This is a genomic window from Rhizobium sp. SVR5-2C (assembly GCF_056755115.1).
Genome location: NZ_JBNDHT010000045.1, coordinates 25,124 through 44,013 on the forward strand (window position 1 = coordinate 25,124; position 18,890 = coordinate 44,013).

The window sequence follows — 18,890 nt, forward strand, 5'->3', positions numbered from 1 at the left end:
TACGTGAAGCTTCCCTAATGTACGCGGGGAGTGGCGACATAGGCAGCATTCCGGTGATCAAAGATTGTCCGCGCGATTTCCGTCCAGGGACGGTAGCGGAGCGGGCTGCGGCTGGCGGCAGAGGTATTGCGTTGCCGCTTGCTCCCGCCCGGTCTATACCGCGGCCATGAGATTGCGCACCGACATTTTCGTTTCGGCCCTGCTGCGGCGGGTCTTCGCCAGGGGCGATTTCGCAGCCGTCGAGAAGAAGGGCGCGGAGGCGGCGGGCGCAATCTTCATTCGCCAGCGCTTCCGCAACGGGTTGGAGACGCTATACGGCCCTGCGCCGCAAAGCTTCTTCGACGAGGAAGACAGCGGCATCCGTCTTTTCGAGATCAGGCTTGAGAAGGCTGAGGCCGAAAACGTGTGGGAACTGCTCGAGCGTGAACGCAAGTTCGACCCGGACCTCTGGATCGTCGAACTCGAAGCCGACGAGGTTGCGGAACTCCTTCCGCTTGCCGAGGAGCGGAAAAACCCCCTTTAGATCCTACGGCGGCTGACGATGCGGATGTCGTCTCCGGCCGGCATGCGGCGCGCCAGGCGCGGCGCTGCGGGAACCTCGTCTTCGGGTTTGTACGTATAGCTGTCGGCGCGGCGCCAGGCTTCGACCCGCTGATGGCATTCCTCGGGATCGAGCGCATCAAGAACCGCCCAGGCACGGGTGACATTGTGCTGCCGTTCGGCAAGCTGGGGGTATAGTCTCTCCAGCACGAACACCGCGTCGAGAAAACCCATTCCAAGGCTGGTCAGCGTCATTGCGAGCTGATGGCCGGAAATATCGAGCATGATGCGTTCGGCAAGCCAGCGGCTGGCCGCAAGCGCATCGGCAAGCGCCGTTGCGAAATGGCTGGCGTCGCGCGCCCGGGCAAAGCGGACAAGCAGAGCTTGCTGAACATCAGTGAGCGTGCGCAGGCCGAGACGGTCGCCGTCTCTGTGTCCGAGATGTCTCGCCAGCCCCTTGATTCGCCTCCGCATTGCTTCTTCGCTGGCAAGGCGCTCGGCGAATTCGGCGTCTTCTATGGAGGCAGTGACCGGCGGTGGTGAGAGTACCTCTGCCGGCTCTTCGACAATCGCGCCGGGCCGGACCTGACGCGGCTCTGCCTGGCGCAGCGCCACGAGCGCATCGATGACCTTCGGCGACAGGCTCTCGCGACTGACGATCGCTCTGGCGTGTGCCACACCCTGCGACCGCGCAATGATGATCAGCGTATCGTCGTCGATCGCCTGCGACGCCGTCAAAAACGGCGCGGCGATTGCGATCGGTTGACTTCCGATGAAGAGGGCGACTGCCGGAGGTATGGTCTTGCACTGGGAAAGCGCGGCAACCGCCTGGCGGCGTGTTTCGTCGGAAGAAGCCTGGAAGAGCGGCACGAACAGTTCGGCGAACTGACGCAGCTCGGATCGCGTGGGATGCACCAACCCCTCGAAGCTGCTGATGGTCGCCATCAATACCACATCCTTTTTCCGGATGCCCAAGGGGCCTTCTAGGTCTCGAAACCGGTCACGCACACGAACACCCTGGAAACGCCGAACTCGGACCACATGCGCTGGCGGCACGCACAATCAGCCCACGCGAAGATGAACAAAGTCTAGACCGGCAGGGTTAACGCTCGCTTAAGATTTTAATCAAATGCCCAGGAATGACGCACGTTAAGCGTGCGCGTTGGCCGGTTCGCAGAGCCATAAAAAACGCACCCTGCAGCCGCAAGGCGCGTCCGGACATGACTGAAGATGAAGTCTCAAAGACCCTTGTGGGCCCGCAGAGCCGTCAGCAGCTTCTCGTTATCGGTATAGCCGGCCTGGTAAAGATCGAGCGCGGCAGAGGCGGCAGACTGTGCCTCGGTGCTTTTAATGTCCACGCGTCGTTCCGTGCACCATGCATCCAATGCGCTTCTCAGAACATCGAGGTCTTCTGATGAGAATGATGAATTCACCAGCAAAGACATTTCTTGCCCTCCGTTATTACGGCAAGAGCATATATGGTCTCCCAAGCGGTCGTTGCCTTCATATGTACGACCGATGAGACGACCATACGCCCATATCGACGCACCGCAATCGATATTTTCGTGACGCGAACAGGCTGCAAGGACACTTTCATGTCATTGGGCCGCCTCGAATTTCTAACTCCCTGAAACCTATGTGGAAACATAATCTGCTTTTTTGTTTGTACGGTTTGAAACCAATCGGCCGGCAGCGACGTTTAGTTATCGGTCTGTCGCCCAGACGCCATGAAGTCGCATATTAGTAAACTGTTAACTATCATGTGTCTCAATTCGGATGGGAATGGCGCGATTGAGTGCTTCGGTCGTCAAGATTCCGCTTCACGGTATTTCGAACAGGAGCCGTGAGAAAGGCGCGAATGCCCTGGGCCCGAAAAGTTCGGGACCTCAGGACGCGCTGGCTCGCGCAGGCGGGCAGGGTGAAATCCGCTCACATTCATCCGTCTCGGGCAATACATGGAGACGAGAATGGCCATAGTAGTCGCATTGGCGGACCGGAGGCCGCAAGCCCCCCGCCCGAAAGACAGAGAGCCCGTCAAGGCTCAGATTCTGCTCTTCACCGGCGTGCGGTATGAGCGGCTCGTAGAGATGCCGAAGCGTAAACCGCAGCGCGCACCGGTTGTGGAAAACGAGTAGAGTCTAGTTGGCAGGTGCGTAGAGACTGCAGCCGGCGTCCTGTAGGAAGCTTCTGGCTGCCTCATCGAAACTTGCCTGCGGTGCAAGGGTTCGCAGCACCGCGTAGCCCCGCGGCTGCGTCATCTCGACAAGGATGGTTGGCTGAAGTTCTGCCGGAAGCGATTTCCGAAGCCCCGTCAGCTGAATCGGGGTTGCGACGAGAACATCCAGCATTCCCCCAACCGATGTCCGGTCGTTCATGCTGAAGACCTCGTTCGAGGCGCTGTCATAGACGGCGATCGACCAGAATGGCACATTCCCTTGACCGGTGAAGCGAACAGGACCGTCCTCCAGATCGAAGGAACAGACGGCGGTGCGCACGAACGGATCATTGTTTGCAAGCCCCGTTTCATCGCCCAGTGCCGAGAGGAGATAGAACGTGTTCGAATCGCCCTCGGCAAGCACCCGCGTCGCGGCATCCCTGCCGGTATAGTGAGGCAGGGCGAGGATGATGACGAGATGCAGCAGCGCAGCGCCGAAAAGGCCAGTCAGGACCGCGAAGATCATCCTAAGCATTGCCGCACCCGATCTTCTCAAGCTTCGGCATGGCGAGATCGATAACGCCGGAGCTGCCGGCGGTCGGGGTGTCGAAGAGTGTCAGGACGAGACGGAAGGTGCCGGCAGCAGGCAGCGCCAGCCAGTTTCCCGGTTTGGCATGCGACGAGATCTCGATCGTGAAGCTGCTGTCGGCGTTGCGCAGCACCGTCCAGGAATTCAACGCAGCCGGCAGGCCGGCGCGCACCGCCGCGGGATTGCCGCTATTATCGGAGGTGAACAACGTCCAAAGCCGCGCAGGCGGCGTCTGCCCGCTCATGCGATAAGTGCACACCGCATTCAGCCGCTCACCGTTGTCGTCCACGCTCGCCGTGAACGCCAGCCCTTCGGCTGTGCCGTAAAGCAGCTTGCCGGCGCGCGCGCGGTGGGACTTCGCGTAAGGATCGGCATCGGCCGTCTGCAGCTCGGGAAAAGCCTCCCACGCGCCGAGCTTGATCGCGCCGAAGCCTTGCGTGGCATCCAGCGCATAAAGCGAAACCATGATCCCGCCGCCGAAAGCGACAACCAGCGTGATCGCGATGAAGAGCGGGAATCGAAACACTGCAGGCCCTTGAAAACAAATCAGGCGAAAGGGTTAGCATTGATTCCGGCAGGGTGGAATGGTGCGGTCAATTTTCCCGTTGGTGTCGGCGTTCCGTCCCGGCTGTTACGGAAGGAGTCTTCCGCCGCGCCGACGCGCGGCTGCTGGATTCCCGTGACAAGCACAGGAATGAGGGCGAGAGCGGTGAAGCGCTTGCGTGATACGAGAAGCCGATTGCCGGGTGCCACAAGTCTCGATCTGTCCGTTTGAGCATGGCGCTCACCTCACACTCCCTCATTCCTGTGCTTGTCACAGGAATCCGGTTACGGCGCGTCTGCGCCGTGAATGATGCTTGAAATCAAGGAAAAGCCCGGACATCATTCAACCATGAAGGGTTACGTCTACATTCTTGCATCCAAACGCAATGGCACGCTCTATACCGGCGTCACCCGCGATCTTGCCGGGCGGCTTTATGAGCATCAGAATGAACTGACACCCGGCTTCACATCGAAGTACGGCGTGAAAACGCTTGTCTGGTTCGAAGAACACGACCTCCTTGTCTCGGCGATCACCCGCGAGAAAACCATCAAGAAATGGCCGCGGCAGTGGAAGCTCAATCTGATCGAGGCGACGAATCCTGACTGGCAGGATATCTCGCACTACCTGCACGGTTTATGAGTCTTCTCGCCGCGCCGACGCGCGGCGGCTGGATTCCTGTGACGAGCACAGGAATGAGGGAAGTAGCGATGCGTCTGCGCATCAGCTGGCGGTGTGCGGCCAGGAACGGTCCTACCTCGCGCTCGCCACCTTCTGCGCATCGAGCGGTAGGGCGTCCTTGAGCTTTTCGCCGAGGTCCTTGAGGATCCTTGTCGATTCGACCGAGAGCATGCGGGGGCGGATGAGTTGGGGGATGCCGTCTTCCGGCTTGGCGGCGACGGTCTTGGCGGCGTCCTTGGGCGAGGGCGCGGGATTTTGAACGCCGGGGATTGAGCGCAGCACGATGCCCTGATGGGCGTAGTCCATGGCGCGCTTGAAGGTCATGGCGGGGAGCGAGCCGCCGGTCATGTTGTTCGTCGACGTGTAATCGTCGTTACCGAACCAGACGGCACAGGTGTAGTTGCCGGTAAAGCCGACGAACCAGGCGTCGCGATAGGCCTGCGTCGTGCCGGTCTTGCCGCCGGTGAGAATGCCGTTGTCGAGTGCGGCCCTGCGCGCCGTGCCGACATAAGGAATGCGGGTCAGCATCTGGTTCATGTAGGTGTCGGCCTGTTCCGACAGCACGCGTTTCGCCGGAGGCTCGTCGCGATCGAAATCGTAGAGCACGTCGCCGTCGTAATCGAGAATCTGCGTAATGCCGTGGCGGCGCGACTGGTAACCGCCCGCCGGGAAGACGGCATAGGCGGTCGCCTGGTCGAGAACCGTGACTTCGGACGTGCCGATCGGGATCGTCACGTCGTCGCGCACCGGCGATTCCACCCCCATCGCCTTGGCCATGGCGCGGATCGGCTGGATGCCGAGCTTTTCCTTGGCGAGGCGGACGGGAACGGTGTTGATCGACTGGGCGATCGCCGTTTCCAGCGTCACGCGGCCCGCATAGCGGTTTTCATAATTGTGCGGACTCCAGTTGCCCCAGTAGATCGGCGCGTCGATGATCGTCGTCTTCGGGGTCATGCCGCTCTCCATGGCCACCGAATAAGTGTAGGCCTTGAAGGAAGAGCCCGGCTGGCGCAGCGCCTTGGTGGCGCGGTTGAACTGGCTCTCGCCGTAGTCCCTTCCGCCGACCATGGCCCGCACCGCGCCGCCGTTTTCAAGCATCACCATCGCACCCTGCTTGGCATGGTAGGACTCGCCGTATTCACGCAGTGAGGTCTCGATGGAATCTTCCGCCGCCTTCTGGATGCCCATGTCGATCGTGGTCCGCACGATCAGCGAATGCTGATGGAAGCGCGAGGCGAGCCGCTGGACCTCGTCAAAGGCCCAGTCGAGGAAGAAGTCGGGCGCTTCCTGCTCGTTGCGATCGACGACGGTCGCCGGGGTGCGGCGGGCGGCAATCACCTGGCCCTCGGTCATCATTCCGCTCTGGACGAGATTGGTCAGCACCTCGTTGGCGCGGGCGCGGGCCGCCGGCAGGTTGACGTGCGGCGCATATTTCGCCGGCGCCTTGAAGAGGCCGGCGAGCATGGCCGATTCGGCGAGATTGACGTCTGTGATGTTCTTGCCGAAATAGAACTGCGCTGCCGCAGCCGCACCGAAGGTGCCGCCACCCATATAGGCGCGGTCGAGATAGGTGGAGAGGATTTCCTTCTTCGAGAGATTGGCCTCGAGCCAGAGCGCCAGGAAGGCTTCGGTGATCTTGCGGTCGATCGAGCGTTCGTTGGACAGGAACAGATTCTTGGCAAGCTGCTGCGTCAGCGTCGAGCCGCCCTGCACGACTTCGCCCGCCTGCGCATTGGTGACGAACGCGCGGAAGAGGCCGATGACGTCGATGCCGAAATGGTCGAAGAAGCGCCGGTCCTCGGTGGCAAGCACGGCCTTGATGAGCGAATCCGGCACCTCGTCGATCGGCACCGAGTTCTGATGGATGACCCCGCGATGGCCGATGACGTTGCCGTAGCGGTCAGTGAAGGTGACGGCGAAATCGCCGCGATTGCGCCAATCTTCCTTGGTAGCTTCGAATGCGGGTTGGGCGAGAGCAAGCATCAGCACGAAACCGGCCGTGCCGAGCGTCAAAGCTTCGCCGCCGAGTTCGAAGACGATGCGCTTCCACCCGCGCACGCGGAAACGGCGGAAGAAGATGGTGATGTCTTCCCAGATTTCAGCGGAGCGGAAACCGGCATTCCAAAGCGTGGAATCGATCCACGAGTCGATCTTCAGCAGGATGTGCCGACTCTTGCGCGGGCGTTTTTCTGGATTGTCCGGATCCTGCACGTTCTAGATTCCCGCCTGATCGCCCTTGACGGCTGGCGAGCCAGGCGTCAGAGCACAGCCAATCTTCGGCACTGCGCTCTTCACTAAAGGAGCATGCTGAATAATTGGTTGATCTGGCGGTCGATAACAAGAGAGTTGAAGGCGTCTCACGCTGATTTGCGGAGCGCTGTTGCAGAAAAACAGATGATGGACGAAGTACCCTTCTGGAGGCGCAAGACGCTGGACCAAATGAGCCGCGAGGAATGGGAGAGCCTGTGCGACGGCTGCGGACTCTGTTGCCTGAACAAGCTGGAGGAGTGGGAGACCGGAGATGTTTATTTCACCTCCGTCGCCTGCAAGCTTCTCGATGGCGAGAGCTGCCGTTGTTCGAACTACGAGAAGCGCTGGGATTTCGTGCCGGACTGCGTGCAGCTGACAAGGGAGAACGTGCCGGAGATCGCCTGGCTGCCGCCGACCTGCGGCTACCGGCTGGTGAACGAGGGACGCGACCTCTACTGGTGGCATCCGCTCGTCTCCGGCGATCCGGAAACCGTGCATCAGGCGGGGATTTCCGCCCGCGGGCGAACGATCAGCGAGACCGAGATCGACCCTGACGACCTGGAGGATTACGTCGTCGACTGGCCGCTGACGGTGGGCGACGATGCGGAGGAAAGGGCCGAGTAAATAGTATAGACAATTTCTAGTAGCGGTTTTATTGTCGGCCGATGCTCGCATCCGGGGAGAATCTGACATGAAAATCAGACTGCTTGCAACCGCCGCCGTTCTCGGTCTGACGGGCTGCCAGCCACCTGCGCCGGAAGCCGTGGCATCGTCACAACAGCCGCCGTCGACTGCAGTTCGCCAGCATTTCTTGAAGGTGGCGCGCAATGCCGGCGTTGGACCGGAAGATGTCGGCATCGCCCATATTTCCAGCGTCGTTCTGCTGGATGCAAAATCGAAGACTTATGCCTTTTGCGTGCGCGCCACAAAGAACAGCGACTTTCGGGGCGGCGACTACATCGGTGTATCGATGCGCAACGGCACGATCCTCGGGTCGACCGTCAACGATTATCGCTGCCATGACAAGCGTTTGCGCTACTATCGTTACCCCGAGTTGGAAGGGGCAAGATAAGGCTCTACCATCAGGACCGGGTGCCGTAAGGGATCTGGAACAGATGCTTGATGCGCGTTGCCAGCGTGGTCGGATGGCTGCCTTCCCCCGGCATGCCGGCGCTGAAAAGATGCTTTTCGGATTCCATGCGACGCGAAAGCAGCAGGCCCAGCTCTTCGGCAAGCGCCGGTCGTGCCTGCATGATGCAGGCGAGATGCTCCTTGGAAATCTCGTAGACCACAACGGCTGTCAGCGCGCGGATATTGCCGGGCTCCAGCGCGCCCATCAGCACGCCGCGTTCGCCGAACAGGTCGCCCGGCGCAAGCCGCGTCAGCTCGACGGTATCGCCGGCTTCCTTCCGCTCCACCACGGCAACGCCGCGCCTGACGATCATCAGCGAGGTCAGCGAGGTGTCCTGCGTGGCGATGAGCGTGTCCTTCCGGAAGGTCAGGCGCTTCATGTCTGCGGCGAGCGTCTCCTTCTCGTCTTCCGTCAGCGAGGCAAAGAGCAGTATGGCGTTGAGCAGCCGCCGGGCCGAGTCCGGATGCTTCCCGGCCGCCTCCGGCGAATCGGGACCTGGGGAAACCGGCGACCCGGCAGACGGCGCAAGCTGCAGGCCGGCCGCCTTGGCGTGACGATAGACGAGATCGTAGACTTCGTTCCTGGCCGCATTTGCCTCGCCGAGACCGCTGACGCGGAAGGACAATTCGAATTCGATCGCATTGCTGTCCAGCCCCACGACACTGACGGTCGGGGCAGGGGTTTTCAGGATGGCATTGCTGCTCAGAAGCACCGTGCGCATCGTCTCCTCGATCGCCGCCGGCGGGCTCGATGGGAGCACGCGGATCTTCAGGGATACGCCGTGCGCCTCCTCAGGGCTGGTGAGGTTCGTGAGCCGGGCCTTGGCGAGCGCGCTGTTGGGAACAATGACGAGGTCGTTCGTGCCGTTCAGCAGATGGGTGGAGCGCCAGTTCGTCTCGACCACGCGGCCCTGCACGCCATCATCGAGAACGATCCAGTCCCCCACGCTGTAGTGCCGCCCGAGATTGAGCGCGATGCCGGAAAAGACGTCGTTCAGCGTGCTCTGCAGCGCAAGACCGAGCACGATGGCGAAGACGCCCGATGTGGCGATGAGCGTGCCGATCGGCACTCTGAACACATAGGCGACTATCGAAAGGCCTGCGCCGAGATAGATGATGCCGACGACGAGATCCTGAAGCAGCCGCCCCTCGTGCGGCTTTCGCTCGAAGATGAGGAAGAGCCGCACAGAACTCGTCAGCACCATCGCCCCGCCGATCCACCAGACGGCCTTGGCAATCCCGACGAAAATCCGTCGGAAGAGATCGTCGGCATTACCCGTGTCGGCCGTATAGGGCGCGATACCGTGTGAAACGAGCAGGATCGTCAGCAGCGCGAAGAAGATCACACTGGCAATCAGCCGGAAAGTCGGATTTCGCCCGAAGATCAACCGCGCGACGGCGCTGAGCAGAACGAGAGCGATGAACTGGACCAGCGGATCTGCCAGCATATGCGGTGACATGCATTTCATCCTGAGTGAGGGGTGCTCCGCCCGTATATCACGGATGAATAAACGATGTCGTTGGCACAGGGGTCAGGTTGGTGCGAATTTGGCGGGGATGCCGAGCGCCTTCAGCATCAGCCGCAGTTCCGCTTCCACATAACCGGCCACCGCGCCTTCCGAGGAGAAGCCCCACCAGAGCAGGCAACCCTGCCATTGCGAAAGCATCAGCCGGGCGACCGTCTGCGGTTCTTTCTGTCCGGCAAGGCGTTCGGCCAGTGCTGCCGTCAGCGCTGCACCCCAGGCAGCACCCCGGGCGCGCAGCACGGGATCGCGAAAATCCTCGCGCAGCAGAAGCAGCCCTTCGGCATAGGCCGAGGGGTTGTCGCCGTAGTCCCGGGACAGGCCGGTGAGAAGCGCGATCGCGCCCTCCGGGGTCTTCGGCACGCTTTCGGCAAGCCGCGCCGTCTCGGCATCCAGCCGGTCCCAGGCGTAGAGCAGGGCGGCGCGCAGCATGCCGGCCTTGGTGGCGAAGCGCTGCACCAGCGTGGAGCCGGAAAGCCCGCTTGTCTTCGAAACGGCCGCGAAGGTCGCGGCATCCGGCCCTTCGACCCGGACAAGCGCGAGAACCATGGCAAGCAACTGCTCGTCGGAAAGCGTTCGGGGACGCGGCATGAAAACTTCCTCTTGCGTTCGTCATATTTATGAACGAACGTTCGTTTATATTCAAGCAAGCCGGTGAGGCCGGCCGATTTTTTCTAGCGTGGAGGAGAAGAAAGTGACAGCAGACCTGAAAGGAAAGGTGGCACTCGTTGCGGGCGGCACCCGCGGCGCCGGACGCGGGATTGCGGTGGAGCTCGGCGCGGCAGGTGCTGTCGTCTACGTGACCGGGCGCACGACGAAAGACCGGCAATCGGAATATGCGAGACCCGAGACCATCGAGGAAACCGCCGAAATGGTCACGGCCGCCGGCGGCAGGGGCATTGCGGTGCGCGTCGATCACCTTGAGGCGGCCGAGGTCGAGGCACTGGTGGTTAAGATCCGCCGCGAGGAGGGACGGCTCGACATTCTCGTCAACGACATCTGGGGCGGCGAGCACCTGACGGAATGGAACAAGCCGGTCTGGGAGCACTCGCTGGACAAGGGGCTGCGCATGCTGCGGCTGGCGATCGACACGCATCTGATCACCGCCCATTTCGCGCTGCCGCTGATGATCGAGGGGCCGGGCGGGTTGCTGGTGGAGCTGACCGACGGGACGAGCGAATACAACGCCACGCATTACCGGCTGAACCCCTACTACGACCTGGTGAAGACCGGCGTGACGCGCATGGCCTGGGCGCGTGCCAAGGACCTCGCGCCGCATGGCGCGACGGCGGTTTCGCTGACGCCCGGCTGGATGCGCTCGGAAATGATGCTGGATGCCTATCAGGTGCGCGAGGAGAACTGGCGCGACGCGACCAAGGTGCAGCCGCATTTCATCATCTCCGAAACCCCGCGCTTCACCGGCCGCGCCGTCGCAGCCCTTGCCGCCGATCCGGATCGCGCCCGGTTCAACGGGCAGTCGCTGTCGAGCGGCGGGCTGGCGAAGGTCTATGGCTTCGACGACGTGGACGGTTCGCGGCCGGATTGCTGGCGCTATATGGACGAGGTGATGGAGGCCCGTAAGGAGGCGGATGCCGCGGGCTATCGGTGAGGCGGTCTCAGGAGCTCACGCGTCCATTTGCCTCAATGGTGCGGCAATCCGAGCGCGAAGGCGACCGGCTCGTCTTAGATCACGGCACGCCTCCGGGGACGGTCGTGGGCCGCCCCGGAGCAAAGCAGTTACTGCGGCATGACGATCGTCAGGACCGGGAATTGCGGCTTTTCGTTAGGACCGAGCGGGCCTGGCACCTTGTTCTTGACCGGCGGCAGGCTCTTCAGATAGGCGGCGATCGCCTGTGCATCGCTGTCGGTGAGATGAGAAAGGCCGCGCCACGGCATGACATCGGCGAGCATCCGCCCGTCGGGCTTTACGCCGGTGCGGATCGCGGTCACGATTTCCTCGCTCGTCCACTTGCCGAGCCCGGTCTCCTTGTCCGGCGTGAGGTTCGGCCCGACGAAGGTGCCGCCTGGCGTCTGGAAGCCGACATCCGAGCCGCCGAGCGTGCGGGCGGTATCGGGCTTGCCGAAGAAATAGCCGGGTGTATGACAATCATTGCAACCGCCGATCGTGGCGAGGTACTTGCCGCGCTCCACGGTACTCTCTGCGGCCGAAGCCGGCGCCGGAAGGAGAATGGGACAGAGAAGGCTGACAAGAATTGCGAATTTCCGCATCGGATGCATGAAAATGATCTCCCCGTTTTGAGAGGCGCGAAAGTATCAGCGAGGAATGCGGGCGGCAACTACAGCAAAGGAGTTAGCAATTCGGACCACTCCGAAAGCGAAGCGAGTATTTTTGCTTCGAGTCATCCTCTTGCTTGCATTAGGATTTACATGGCGGACAGCTGATGGGGGAGAAAATAGCGGTGACAGCCCTAGCGTAGGGGATCCTGGTGGAACGGCGAAAGGGCATGGTTCCAGCCGCGCGACGCGAAGGCTTTGCGATCCACTCAAACACCATTGAAGGCGTCTTCTGTGTCTTCAAGCGTGGCATGATCGGCGTCTATCAGCACTGCGGCGAAGCCCATCTTCACCGCTACCTTGCCGAGTTCGATTTCAGGTATAACCGCCGCGCTGCCCTGAAAATCTCAGATGCAGAACGCGCCGAAGACTTGCTTCGTCAGGCTCGTGACAAGCGCCTTACCTATCGGCGGTCTGACGAAAGCGCTCACGCCTAAGCAAAAGGCGCGCAAATTCCTGTGGAAACGAAAAAAGAACAAATAGCGCTTGTGGAAAGCGCGCTCCCTAACTTTGATTCCGCGTCAAAGTTGCGATTACATGAATAGCGGTGACACCTGATTCTCCCAAAAAAGCTGTCACCGCTATTGAAACCAAGTCACGGAGCGACTTAGTCATGTATCTCGATCGCCAACCTACTTTTCTAGGCGAGCCCGTCAAGTGCTCCGTGTGCGCAAATCACAGGAGCCAGTATTGGCAAACTTTCTTATCACCTACGATCTGAACGGACCTGCTCCGTCTCACAAGCAAATGGACGATCATTTGCTGGCGCTGGGGCCAGCGTTCTTGCGTGGCCGCATTCTGGAAACCGTATGGTTTCTTGCGGGACCGACCAACTCCCCGCAACTGAGGGACTACATACGGCGTATCCTGAGTCAGAATGATCTTCTGATTGTGACCGAGATGGCAGATGCGGCATGGACACGCCTCCTTGTTGACGGCAATGCCTTTAAGGCATCGTTCGAAGCAAACGAACGCTCCAAGGCTGCTTAGTCATCGGAGCCTTTGTGAGGCTTACCCTTCCCAGGCTTCGGCTTGGGAGGGGTTTTGTGATCGGGCGGCGACTTGAGCATTCACTTCAAAATGTCGTCGCCTTTCTTTTCGTCAATTTTCTTTTCGGTTTCTGACATGGCCTACGATGAGTTCGAGATTGACAGGATTAAGCACGCCTTAGGGGATATGTGTACCGCGTGGGCGCATTTAGAGGAGGCCTGCTTCTCTATCCTCTTCTTTATCATGGGCACCGAAGACACCGCCTATCAACTTATTCGCAACGAGCTGGATTTCAGGAGAGCAATTCAAGTCTGTAAAGGCCATGCTGTCGCAAATCACTGGCACGATCACTGCGATCATATCCCCGTACTCGTGGACATGATCGACGGAGACATCAGAGTAAACCGCAACAGATATGTGCATGACCCGATCTACTACTATGGATCTGAATCATTCGAACGACACACATACAAAACTCGCTTCAAGAAGGTGCCGTTCAATAAACTTGAGATCCTTCTTGGCGACTACGCCCCTATATCTTCCGACGAGATTTACGCCCTTTCCAGAGCAATACGAGCGCTGGAAAATTACGCTGGGTCCATCATTCAGTTCTACGACTGGCTAGAAGGGGAAGAGGACTACCTTTGGGGTAAATCAATGGCGTCCGCGCAGTTGTCGGCGTACTTCGCCATATCCGAATACACCCAACTCACTAAATCGCGTGGATCCGCTGGGTAGTCCTCCGGGGACACCCAGCGCCCAAGCTCTCGACCCCAAGAATAAGGCAACTGAATGCTTCGAGGAGCGGAGGGCGATGTGCATCGCCCTCCGTCAGTCATTTCCGCAGGGTAGCGCGATCAGCTTTGCTGGTAGGCGTTGGTGACATTGGCGGCCTGACCGCCAAGGCTCTGCATGTTGCCATCGGCAAAGGCGAGCGTCAGCGTGCTGGCCGCCGAGGTGTCCAGCGTGATGCTGTCCGTATCGCTGCCGGCAAAGGAGATCGTTGTGGTGTTTCCAGAGACTTCGATCCGCAGGTCGTCGGCCGATATTCCCTCGCCGAAAGCCAGCGTGGAATTGCTGCCGCCATGGACGATATCCTTGCCGTCACCGGCATCGTAGCGGATGAGGCCCCCGGAGCCGATCGTCAATTGGTCGTCGCCCGTGCCGCCCGCAATCACGCCGCCGCTACCAAACACGGTGACGATATCGTTGCCCGCGCCGCCGAGGGCCTGACCGGAGCCGGTGAAAATGCGGTCGTCGCCATCGCCGCCGTCGATCACATTGTTCCCGCCGCCGTTGATCCTGTCGTTGCCGGCGCCGCCCGCGACCATGTTGCCGGCATTGACCGAGACGATATCGTCACCATCGCCGGCGTCGATGGTGTTCTCGGCATTCCCAAAGATTTTATCATTGCCGGCCCCGGTGGTGATCGTGTTGGCGGCGTTGACCGTCAGCTGGTCGTCGCCGCCGCCGGTGTGGATCGTGTTCGAGGCATTCGCGAAGAGCTTGTCGTCGCCGCTCCCGGTGACGATCGTGTTGCTGGCGTTGACCAATAGCAGGTCATCGCCACCGCCGGTGTGGATCACGTTCGAGGCGTTCGCCTGGACGTAATCGTTTCCCTTGCCGGTGAAGACGGTGTTGCCGGCATTAACGTGAACGCTGTCGTCGCCAGCGCCGGTCTTGATGATGTTTCCGCTGTTCGCATCGACATGGTCATTGCCCTTGCCGGTCTTGATGGCGGTGCCGGTATTCGCCCAGATATTGTCGTCGTCCTTGCTTCCGTTGACGAGAACGCCGGTCAGGATGCCGAGCAGGGAGTCCTGGGCTTTCTTCGCGGACGGATCCGCCCCGATGATGGAATCCAGAATGACGCCGGTGGCAGAGGCAGGAGGCTGTGATGTCTGTGCCCGGGCGGCGTTGAGAATGACCATGGCCGACGAGGCATGAAGAGATGAAATGGATGTCATGAAGCTTTCCTCTCATCGACCGGAAACCAACATCGGCGCCGGCCTATTGAAAACAGGGCCTCGTGGCATCATGCCCAAAGCGTTATATAGGGATGAGACGATGCGACTATCGATTGCATTTCGTTAACAACGGCATAAAAACAGTTGCTATTCCTTATATCGGATCACTTTGGGTTGCATCTCGCAGAAATAGGAAAATAATCCTTGACAGCGTGACGGCCGTCTGATAGGGTTCAGGCATAGTCGGAAAGTTGCGGCTGCAGAGTGGTGCGGCCGTGGTTTCGAGATCGGGCCGGGCGTTGACCCGGTTTTTTGTTTCTGCTGCATAGCTTAGCGCTACGCGATGGGGATTTCATGATGAGCGTCGAAGGGTTTGCGCCGGAGCTTTGCGGCTTCTGGCCGGAGAGGCGTGTCTATGGCGGCGAGGTGATTGCCGACTGGAGCGAGCAGGAGACGCGGGCTGCGGTACAGGAATATTTTCTTGAGACCAAGTCCGGCGAGGCTTCTGCCGGCGAGGAGCTGCGGGTGATGCTGAACCAGATGACGGCGGAGATGCGGGAGCAGTTTTCCGCTTTCGTCGAACTTCGAAAGGCGGCGGAGACGGCGGCTGCCCAGGGTGGCGACGAGGCGGCGGGGAAGCTTGCGCGGGCCGACCTGAAGGCGGCGGTCGACGCCATGGGGCTGATCGTCCGCACGCTGGAAAAGATCGACCAGCTGCAGCGGCAGCTGGCACGTGACCGGGAACTCGAGGCGGAGAGCCGCGAAGAGGCACAAGGTTATGCCCAGGCGAAGGCGCAGCTGCTGCAGATCATCGAGGAGCGCGCCGAGGAGAAGGCCGCGCTGATCGTCGAGGAGAGACTGCGCGCGCTGGAGACTGCAGGATATGACGGCATTTCGGCAAACAGCGGCGACGGGTTCGAAGCGGCAGGTTCGCCGGGGCGGGGAAGTGGAGCTTCTGCGGGCGATGGCCCGGGCGCAGGCGGTGACGAACGCGCTGGAGCAAGGGATGGGCCGTATCACGGCGGAGCGTGAAGCGGCTCTCCGCAAGGTCAGCGTTGATGTCGCGGGCAATGCGGGAATGGGCGATGCGGTGATCAGCGAAGCGGGTTTGGGCGAGGTTGATCCGCCGCCGCTAGAGGATGGCGCGAGGGTTTGGCCGATGGCGCTTGATGCGACGTTCTCTGCGCTGCAAAAGTTCGAGCATCTCAGCACCCGGCTGCTTTCGGATTTTCCGCAGGCGCCGAAGGAATGGAGCTTTCAGGGGCGGTTGGAACAGATGCCGCCGGAGGGCGACTGGCGGACTTGGCTGCTGCTTGGCGGGCGTGGCTCCGGCAAGACGCGGGCAGGCGCGGAATGGGTGCATGCGGTTGCTAGTGCTGGACGCCGTTCGGATCTGCGGATCGCGCTGATTGCCGAGACGCTGGGCGACGCGCGTGAGGTGATGATCGACGGCATTTCCGGCATCTGCCGGATCGCCCGGAAGAACCAGCCGGAATTCGAGATTTCCAGGCGTAGACTGGTCTGGCCGAACGGCGCGGTGGCGCAGGTCTTTTCCTCCGAAGATCCGGAAAGCCTGCGCGGACCGCAATTTCACATGGCCTGGTGCGACGAGCTGGCGAAGTGGAAGCATGGGCAGGAGACCTTCGACATGCTGCAATTCGGCCTAAGGCTGGGAGAGGCGCCGCGGCAGCTGGTGACGACGACGCCGCGGCCGGTGCCGCTTTTGAAGGCGCTGATTGCGGATCCCGGGACGCGGCTCAAGCGCATCAGCACCATAGCGAATGCACGCAACCTGGCGCCGGGCTTCATCGATGCGCTATCGCGGCGATACGGCGGCACGCGGCTGGGACGGCAGGAGCTGGATGGCGAACTGATCGAGGATCGCGAGGACGGGCTCTGGAAGCGCGACGCGATCGAGGCGCTGACGATCCGGTTTACGGGAACGTTGCGGCGCATCGTCGTTGCGGTCGACCCGCCGGCCTCGGCAGGGGCCGGGTCCTGTTGCGGCATCGTCGTTGCGGGACTGGAGGCTTCCGGACGGGCGGTGGTGCTTGCCGATTGTTCGGTGGAGGGCGCAAGCCCGGCCGGCTGGGCGGGTGCGGTGGCGAAAGCCTATCATCGCTTCGGCGCCGACCGTATCGTCGCCGAAGTGAACCAGGGCGGGGACATGGTATCTGCGATGCTGCGGAGCATCGATGCGACGCTGCCGGTTTTGGCAGTCAGGGCGACGCGCGGCAAATTTTTACGGGCGGAGCCGGTGGCGGCACTTTACGAGCAGGGCCGCGTGGCGCATGCCGCGCGGTTCACCGCGCTCGAAGACCAGATGTGTGATTTCGGCCATGATGGGCTCTCGAATGGCCGCTCGCCGGACAGGCTGGACGCGCTTGTCTGGGCGCTGACGGCGCTGATGCTGGATGGCGGCGGCGAACCGCGGGTGCGAGGCATTTGACGTGTTCGCCGTCTCGCCTTTTTTATTTAGGGAGTTATCGCTGATTGGATGGCTGCGGTGCCGGGCGCGGTGTTTCGCGCGGCGTGCGGATCTGGCGCCACTCGTTTTCCATCTGGTCGACGAGGTGCTGCGGAATCGTGGTAGGCTGGCTGTTGGCGGGCGTTTGCATTCGGTCTCCTGTCCTTCAACGAGCTTCGACGATCAAGGAATGACATAGGGTAAATGCGCTGTAAATCAGGGGCTTAAATGCTTTAAACGATTAAAATAATTTTAATCGATTAAGAGCAGGACAGATTCATGACTATCCACATAGACCGGAAATTCTTCTTCGATTCCGTCCGCGACAGTCTGTTCAAGGGCACGCTTTCCGAAGGGCAGGTCGAGGGCATGACCGCGATCCTCGACTACTTCGAGACGCACATGCCGGACGGCGACTTGCGCTGGCTGGCCTATATCCTGGCGACGGCTTTTCACGAGACGGCCTATACGATGCAGCCGGTGCGCGAGACGCTGGCCGACAGCGACGCCAAGGCGATCGAGATTTTGGATCGCGCCTATGCGGCGGGCAAGCTTCCCTGGGTGAAGACGGTCTATTGGCGCCCGGACGAGGATGGCAAAAGCTGGCTGGGTCGCGGGCTGGTGCAGCTTACCCACAAGCGGAACTACGAGGCGATGAGCCCGATGACCGGCATCGATCTCGTGGCCGAGCCGGATCGGGCGATGGAGATGGCAACGGCCGTGAAGATCCTGATCGAAGGCATGGTGGCCGGGAGTTTCACCGGACACAAGCTCGTCGATCACCTGAACGCCGACAAGGAGGACTGGGTGAATGCCCGGCGCATCGTCAACGGCACGGACCGGGCGGAAAAGCTCGCCGAATACGGCAAGACGTTCTACGCGGCATTGCGCCCCGAGGCGGCGCCAGGAGCCTGGCAGCGGTTGAAGGGGTGGCTCGCGCGTGCTATCGCGCGGCTCGGTTGACAATGAGATGGAGAGTACCCGGTGATCCGCCATATCGTTTTCTTCACAGCCAAGGCGGAAAATCTGGAGAAGGTGCGGGCCGGTCTCTCGGTGCTGACGGCGATACCGCATGCGCGGCTTCTGGAAATCGGCACCAATGTGAAGACCGACCAGCTGGGAACCGACGTCGATCTGGTGGTTTACGGGGAATTCGACGATGAAGCGGCGCTTGCCGCCTACAAGGCGCACCCCGACTACCAGCGCTCGATCGACATGGTGCGGCCGCTCAGGGAAATCCGGATTGCGGCGGACTATGACAGTGACGCGGCGGTGAAGCGGCCGATGCCGTGAGGAGCCGGATCGCGGGAAACGTCAACGCGATCCGATCTCGACAGCGTTTTGCTCGATCCTGCTGCTCTACTGGTTGATCTCCGGCTCGACGAGCCTTGCCAGGTTTCGCAGCGACTCCTGCCAACCGAGATAGCAGGCCTCAGCCGGAATGAGGTCTGGCACACCTGCCTGCGTGATATCCACCTCGGTCCCGACCGAGACTTTCGTCAACGTAACGGTTACCTCCATTTCACCGGGGAGATTGGGATCGTCGAATTTGTCCGTGTAGCGGACGCGTTCGCCCGGAACGAGCTCAGTGTATTCGCCGCCAAACGCATGGCCTTTGCCTGTCGTAAAGTTCCGAAAAGACATTCTGAACTTGCCGCCGACCGTTGCTTCGAGGTGGTGCACAGTGCAGGCAAAGCCGTTGGGGGGAAGCCACTTGGCAAGCGCGTCCGCCTCGATGAACGCGCGATAGACCTTCTCTGG

General features: G+C 61.0%; 23 protein-coding genes and 1 pseudogene. 13 read left to right on the top strand and 11 right to left on the bottom strand.

What is annotated here, in order from left to right; all coding sequences use genetic code 11:
• The first annotated feature begins 166 nt into the window (after positions 1-166).
• Positions 167-523 carry a DUF1491 family protein gene (locus tag ACPYOI_RS15140; RefSeq protein WP_481416606.1) on the top strand — a complete coding sequence of 119 codons (357 nt, stop codon included), beginning with the start codon at positions 167-169 and terminating at the stop codon, positions 521-523.
• Here ACPYOI_RS15140 and ACPYOI_RS15145 read toward each other — a convergent pair.
• A complete protein-coding gene (locus ACPYOI_RS15145) occupies positions 520-1,548 on the bottom strand; it encodes a DUF2336 domain-containing protein (RefSeq protein WP_481416605.1) in 1,029 nt (342 codons plus the stop codon). The two genes, ACPYOI_RS15140 and ACPYOI_RS15145, sit on opposite strands and share 4 nt — an antisense overlap.
• Positions 1,549-1,778: 230 nt before the next feature.
• On the bottom strand, positions 1,779-1,985 hold the full coding sequence (locus ACPYOI_RS15150) for a hypothetical protein (RefSeq protein ID WP_481416604.1): 207 nt from the start codon (positions 1,983-1,985) through the stop codon (positions 1,779-1,781).
• A 522-nt stretch (positions 1,986-2,507) separates the two neighbouring features.
• Between ACPYOI_RS15150 and ACPYOI_RS15155 the strand changes: the two genes are divergently transcribed.
• Positions 2,508-2,675, top strand: a complete 168-nt coding sequence (locus ACPYOI_RS15155) for a hypothetical protein (protein WP_168828871.1) — start codon at positions 2,508-2,510, stop codon at positions 2,673-2,675.
• 3 nt (positions 2,676-2,678) lie between these two features.
• Here the strand turns inward: ACPYOI_RS15155 and ACPYOI_RS15160 are convergent, their stop codons facing one another.
• Both ACPYOI_RS15160 and ACPYOI_RS15165 read right to left on the bottom strand, forming a co-directional pair.
• Positions 2,679-3,230, bottom strand: coding sequence for a DUF1254 domain-containing protein (locus ACPYOI_RS15160; RefSeq protein ID WP_481416603.1), 552 nt, complete (start codon positions 3,228-3,230; stop codon positions 2,679-2,681).
• Positions 3,223-3,810: a DUF1214 domain-containing protein gene (locus ACPYOI_RS15165; protein ID WP_481416602.1), complete on the bottom strand. Its 588-nt coding sequence runs from the start codon at positions 3,808-3,810 to the stop codon at positions 3,223-3,225. Before ACPYOI_RS15165 ends, ACPYOI_RS15160 begins: the two co-directional genes overlap by 8 nt.
• A gap of 366 nt (positions 3,811-4,176) precedes the next feature.
• On the opposite strand from ACPYOI_RS15165, the gene ACPYOI_RS15170 reads away from it, so the two are divergent.
• The gene (locus ACPYOI_RS15170; protein ID WP_481416659.1) at positions 4,177-4,467 is read left to right on the top strand and encodes a GIY-YIG nuclease family protein; all 291 of its coding nucleotides are present in this window, start codon (positions 4,177-4,179) and stop codon (positions 4,465-4,467) included.
• Positions 4,468-4,578: 111 nt separating this feature from the next.
• On the opposite strand, the gene ACPYOI_RS15175 is transcribed toward ACPYOI_RS15170, so the two are convergent.
• Positions 4,579-6,717, bottom strand: a complete 2,139-nt coding sequence (locus ACPYOI_RS15175) for a transglycosylase domain-containing protein (RefSeq protein ID WP_481423001.1) — start codon at positions 6,715-6,717, stop codon at positions 4,579-4,581.
• Between the two features lie 186 nt (positions 6,718-6,903).
• On the opposite strand from ACPYOI_RS15175, the gene ACPYOI_RS15180 reads away from it, so the two are divergent.
• Positions 6,904-7,380, top strand: coding sequence for a YcgN family cysteine cluster protein (locus ACPYOI_RS15180; protein WP_481416658.1), 477 nt, complete (start codon positions 6,904-6,906; stop codon positions 7,378-7,380).
• 67 nt (positions 7,381-7,447) lie between these two features.
• On the top strand, positions 7,448-7,828 hold the full coding sequence (locus ACPYOI_RS15185; RefSeq protein ID WP_481416600.1) for a hypothetical protein: 381 nt from the start codon (positions 7,448-7,450) through the stop codon (positions 7,826-7,828).
• Positions 7,829-7,838: 10 nt separating this feature from the next.
• On the opposite strand, the gene ACPYOI_RS15190 is transcribed toward ACPYOI_RS15185, so the two are convergent.
• Positions 7,839-9,347, bottom strand: coding sequence for a mechanosensitive ion channel domain-containing protein (locus ACPYOI_RS15190; RefSeq protein ID WP_481416599.1), 1,509 nt, complete (start codon positions 9,345-9,347; stop codon positions 7,839-7,841).
• Positions 9,348-9,419: 72 nt separating this feature from the next.
• The gene (locus tag ACPYOI_RS15195) at positions 9,420-10,001 is read right to left on the bottom strand and encodes a TetR/AcrR family transcriptional regulator (RefSeq protein WP_481416598.1); all 582 of its coding nucleotides are present in this window, start codon (positions 9,999-10,001) and stop codon (positions 9,420-9,422) included.
• Positions 10,002-10,104: 103 nt separating this feature from the next.
• Between ACPYOI_RS15195 and ACPYOI_RS15200 the strand changes: the two genes are divergently transcribed.
• Positions 10,105-11,019 carry an SDR family oxidoreductase gene (locus tag ACPYOI_RS15200; RefSeq protein ID WP_481423002.1) on the top strand — a complete coding sequence of 305 codons (915 nt, stop codon included), beginning with the start codon at positions 10,105-10,107 and terminating at the stop codon, positions 11,017-11,019.
• 128 nt (positions 11,020-11,147) lie between these two features.
• On the opposite strand, the gene ACPYOI_RS15205 is transcribed toward ACPYOI_RS15200, so the two are convergent.
• A complete protein-coding gene (locus ACPYOI_RS15205; protein ID WP_481416657.1) occupies positions 11,148-11,639 on the bottom strand; it encodes a c-type cytochrome in 492 nt (163 codons plus the stop codon).
• 269 nt (positions 11,640-11,908) lie between these two features.
• Here ACPYOI_RS15205 and ACPYOI_RS15210 point away from each other — a divergent pair.
• The 3 genes and pseudogenes from ACPYOI_RS15210 to ACPYOI_RS15220 all read left to right on the top strand — a co-directional run.
• Positions 11,909-12,142: pseudogene (locus ACPYOI_RS15210) on the top strand (transposase); the annotation flags it as partial.
• Between the two features lie 253 nt (positions 12,143-12,395).
• Positions 12,396-12,695, top strand: coding sequence for a hypothetical protein (locus ACPYOI_RS15215; protein ID WP_168828881.1), 300 nt, complete (start codon positions 12,396-12,398; stop codon positions 12,693-12,695).
• Positions 12,696-12,830: 135 nt separating this feature from the next.
• Positions 12,831-13,433 carry a hypothetical protein gene (locus tag ACPYOI_RS15220; RefSeq protein WP_168828882.1) on the top strand — a complete coding sequence of 201 codons (603 nt, stop codon included), beginning with the start codon at positions 12,831-12,833 and terminating at the stop codon, positions 13,431-13,433.
• 119 nt (positions 13,434-13,552) lie between these two features.
• Here ACPYOI_RS15220 and ACPYOI_RS15225 read toward each other — a convergent pair whose 3' ends face one another.
• The gene (locus ACPYOI_RS15225; RefSeq protein ID WP_481416596.1) at positions 13,553-14,662 is read right to left on the bottom strand and encodes a calcium-binding protein; all 1,110 of its coding nucleotides are present in this window, start codon (positions 14,660-14,662) and stop codon (positions 13,553-13,555) included.
• Between the two features lie 357 nt (positions 14,663-15,019).
• Here ACPYOI_RS15225 and ACPYOI_RS15230 point away from each other — a divergent pair, with 357 nt between their 5' ends.
• The gene (locus ACPYOI_RS15230) at positions 15,020-15,694 is read left to right on the top strand and encodes a hypothetical protein (protein ID WP_481416595.1); all 675 of its coding nucleotides are present in this window, start codon (positions 15,020-15,022) and stop codon (positions 15,692-15,694) included.
• The gene (locus ACPYOI_RS15235) at positions 15,669-17,111 is read left to right on the top strand and encodes a DNA-packaging protein (RefSeq protein ID WP_481416594.1); all 1,443 of its coding nucleotides are present in this window, start codon (positions 15,669-15,671) and stop codon (positions 17,109-17,111) included. The genes ACPYOI_RS15230 and ACPYOI_RS15235 overlap by 26 nt, the downstream gene beginning before the upstream one ends.
• 34 nt (positions 17,112-17,145) lie before the next feature.
• On the opposite strand, the gene ACPYOI_RS15240 is transcribed toward ACPYOI_RS15235, so the two are convergent.
• A complete protein-coding gene (locus tag ACPYOI_RS15240) occupies positions 17,146-17,280 on the bottom strand; it encodes a hypothetical protein (RefSeq protein WP_281408070.1) in 135 nt (44 codons plus the stop codon).
• A gap of 128 nt (positions 17,281-17,408) precedes the next feature.
• On the opposite strand from ACPYOI_RS15240, the gene ACPYOI_RS15245 reads away from it, so the two are divergent.
• Both ACPYOI_RS15245 and ACPYOI_RS15250 read left to right on the top strand, forming a co-directional pair.
• On the top strand, positions 17,409-18,092 hold the full coding sequence (locus ACPYOI_RS15245; protein ID WP_481416593.1) for a hypothetical protein: 684 nt from the start codon (positions 17,409-17,411) through the stop codon (positions 18,090-18,092).
• Positions 18,093-18,113: 21 nt separating this feature from the next.
• A complete protein-coding gene (locus ACPYOI_RS15250) occupies positions 18,114-18,422 on the top strand; it encodes a Dabb family protein (protein WP_481416592.1) in 309 nt (102 codons plus the stop codon).
• Between the two features lie 66 nt (positions 18,423-18,488).
• Here the strand turns inward: ACPYOI_RS15250 and ACPYOI_RS15255 are convergent.
• Positions 18,489-18,890, bottom strand: a 402-nt coding sequence (locus ACPYOI_RS15255; protein ID WP_481416591.1) for an SRPBCC family protein, incomplete at its 5' end; no start/stop codon positions are given.

Coding starts and splice junctions, on each gene's coding strand:
- ACPYOI_RS15140 (WP_481416606.1), top strand. CDS start 167: ATGAGATTGCGCACCGACATTTTCGTTTCGGCCCTGCTGCGGCGGGTC.
- ACPYOI_RS15150 (WP_481416604.1), bottom strand. CDS start 1,985: ATGTCTTTGCTGGTGAATTCATCATTCTCATCAGAAGACCTCGATGTT.
- ACPYOI_RS15155 (WP_168828871.1), top strand. CDS start 2,508: ATGGCCATAGTAGTCGCATTGGCGGACCGGAGGCCGCAAGCCCCCCGC.
- ACPYOI_RS15160 (WP_481416603.1), bottom strand. CDS start 3,230: ATGCTTAGGATGATCTTCGCGGTCCTGACTGGCCTTTTCGGCGCTGCG.
- ACPYOI_RS15170 (WP_481416659.1), top strand. CDS start 4,177: ATGAAGGGTTACGTCTACATTCTTGCATCCAAACGCAATGGCACGCTC.
- ACPYOI_RS15180 (WP_481416658.1), top strand. CDS start 6,904: ATGGACGAAGTACCCTTCTGGAGGCGCAAGACGCTGGACCAAATGAGC.
- ACPYOI_RS15185 (WP_481416600.1), top strand. CDS start 7,448: ATGAAAATCAGACTGCTTGCAACCGCCGCCGTTCTCGGTCTGACGGGC.
- ACPYOI_RS15190 (WP_481416599.1), bottom strand. CDS start 9,347: ATGTCACCGCATATGCTGGCAGATCCGCTGGTCCAGTTCATCGCTCTC.
- ACPYOI_RS15195 (WP_481416598.1), bottom strand. CDS start 10,001: ATGCCGCGTCCCCGAACGCTTTCCGACGAGCAGTTGCTTGCCATGGTT.
- ACPYOI_RS15205 (WP_481416657.1), bottom strand. CDS start 11,639: ATGCGGAAATTCGCAATTCTTGTCAGCCTTCTCTGTCCCATTCTCCTT.
- ACPYOI_RS15220 (WP_168828882.1), top strand. CDS start 12,831: ATGGCCTACGATGAGTTCGAGATTGACAGGATTAAGCACGCCTTAGGG.
- ACPYOI_RS15225 (WP_481416596.1), bottom strand. CDS start 14,662: ATGACATCCATTTCATCTCTTCATGCCTCGTCGGCCATGGTCATTCTC.
- ACPYOI_RS15230 (WP_481416595.1), top strand. CDS start 15,020: ATGAGCGTCGAAGGGTTTGCGCCGGAGCTTTGCGGCTTCTGGCCGGAG.
- ACPYOI_RS15235 (WP_481416594.1), top strand. CDS start 15,669: ATGGGCCGTATCACGGCGGAGCGTGAAGCGGCTCTCCGCAAGGTCAGC.
- ACPYOI_RS15240 (WP_281408070.1), bottom strand. CDS start 17,280: ATGCAAACGCCCGCCAACAGCCAGCCTACCACGATTCCGCAGCACCTC.
- ACPYOI_RS15245 (WP_481416593.1), top strand. CDS start 17,409: ATGACTATCCACATAGACCGGAAATTCTTCTTCGATTCCGTCCGCGAC.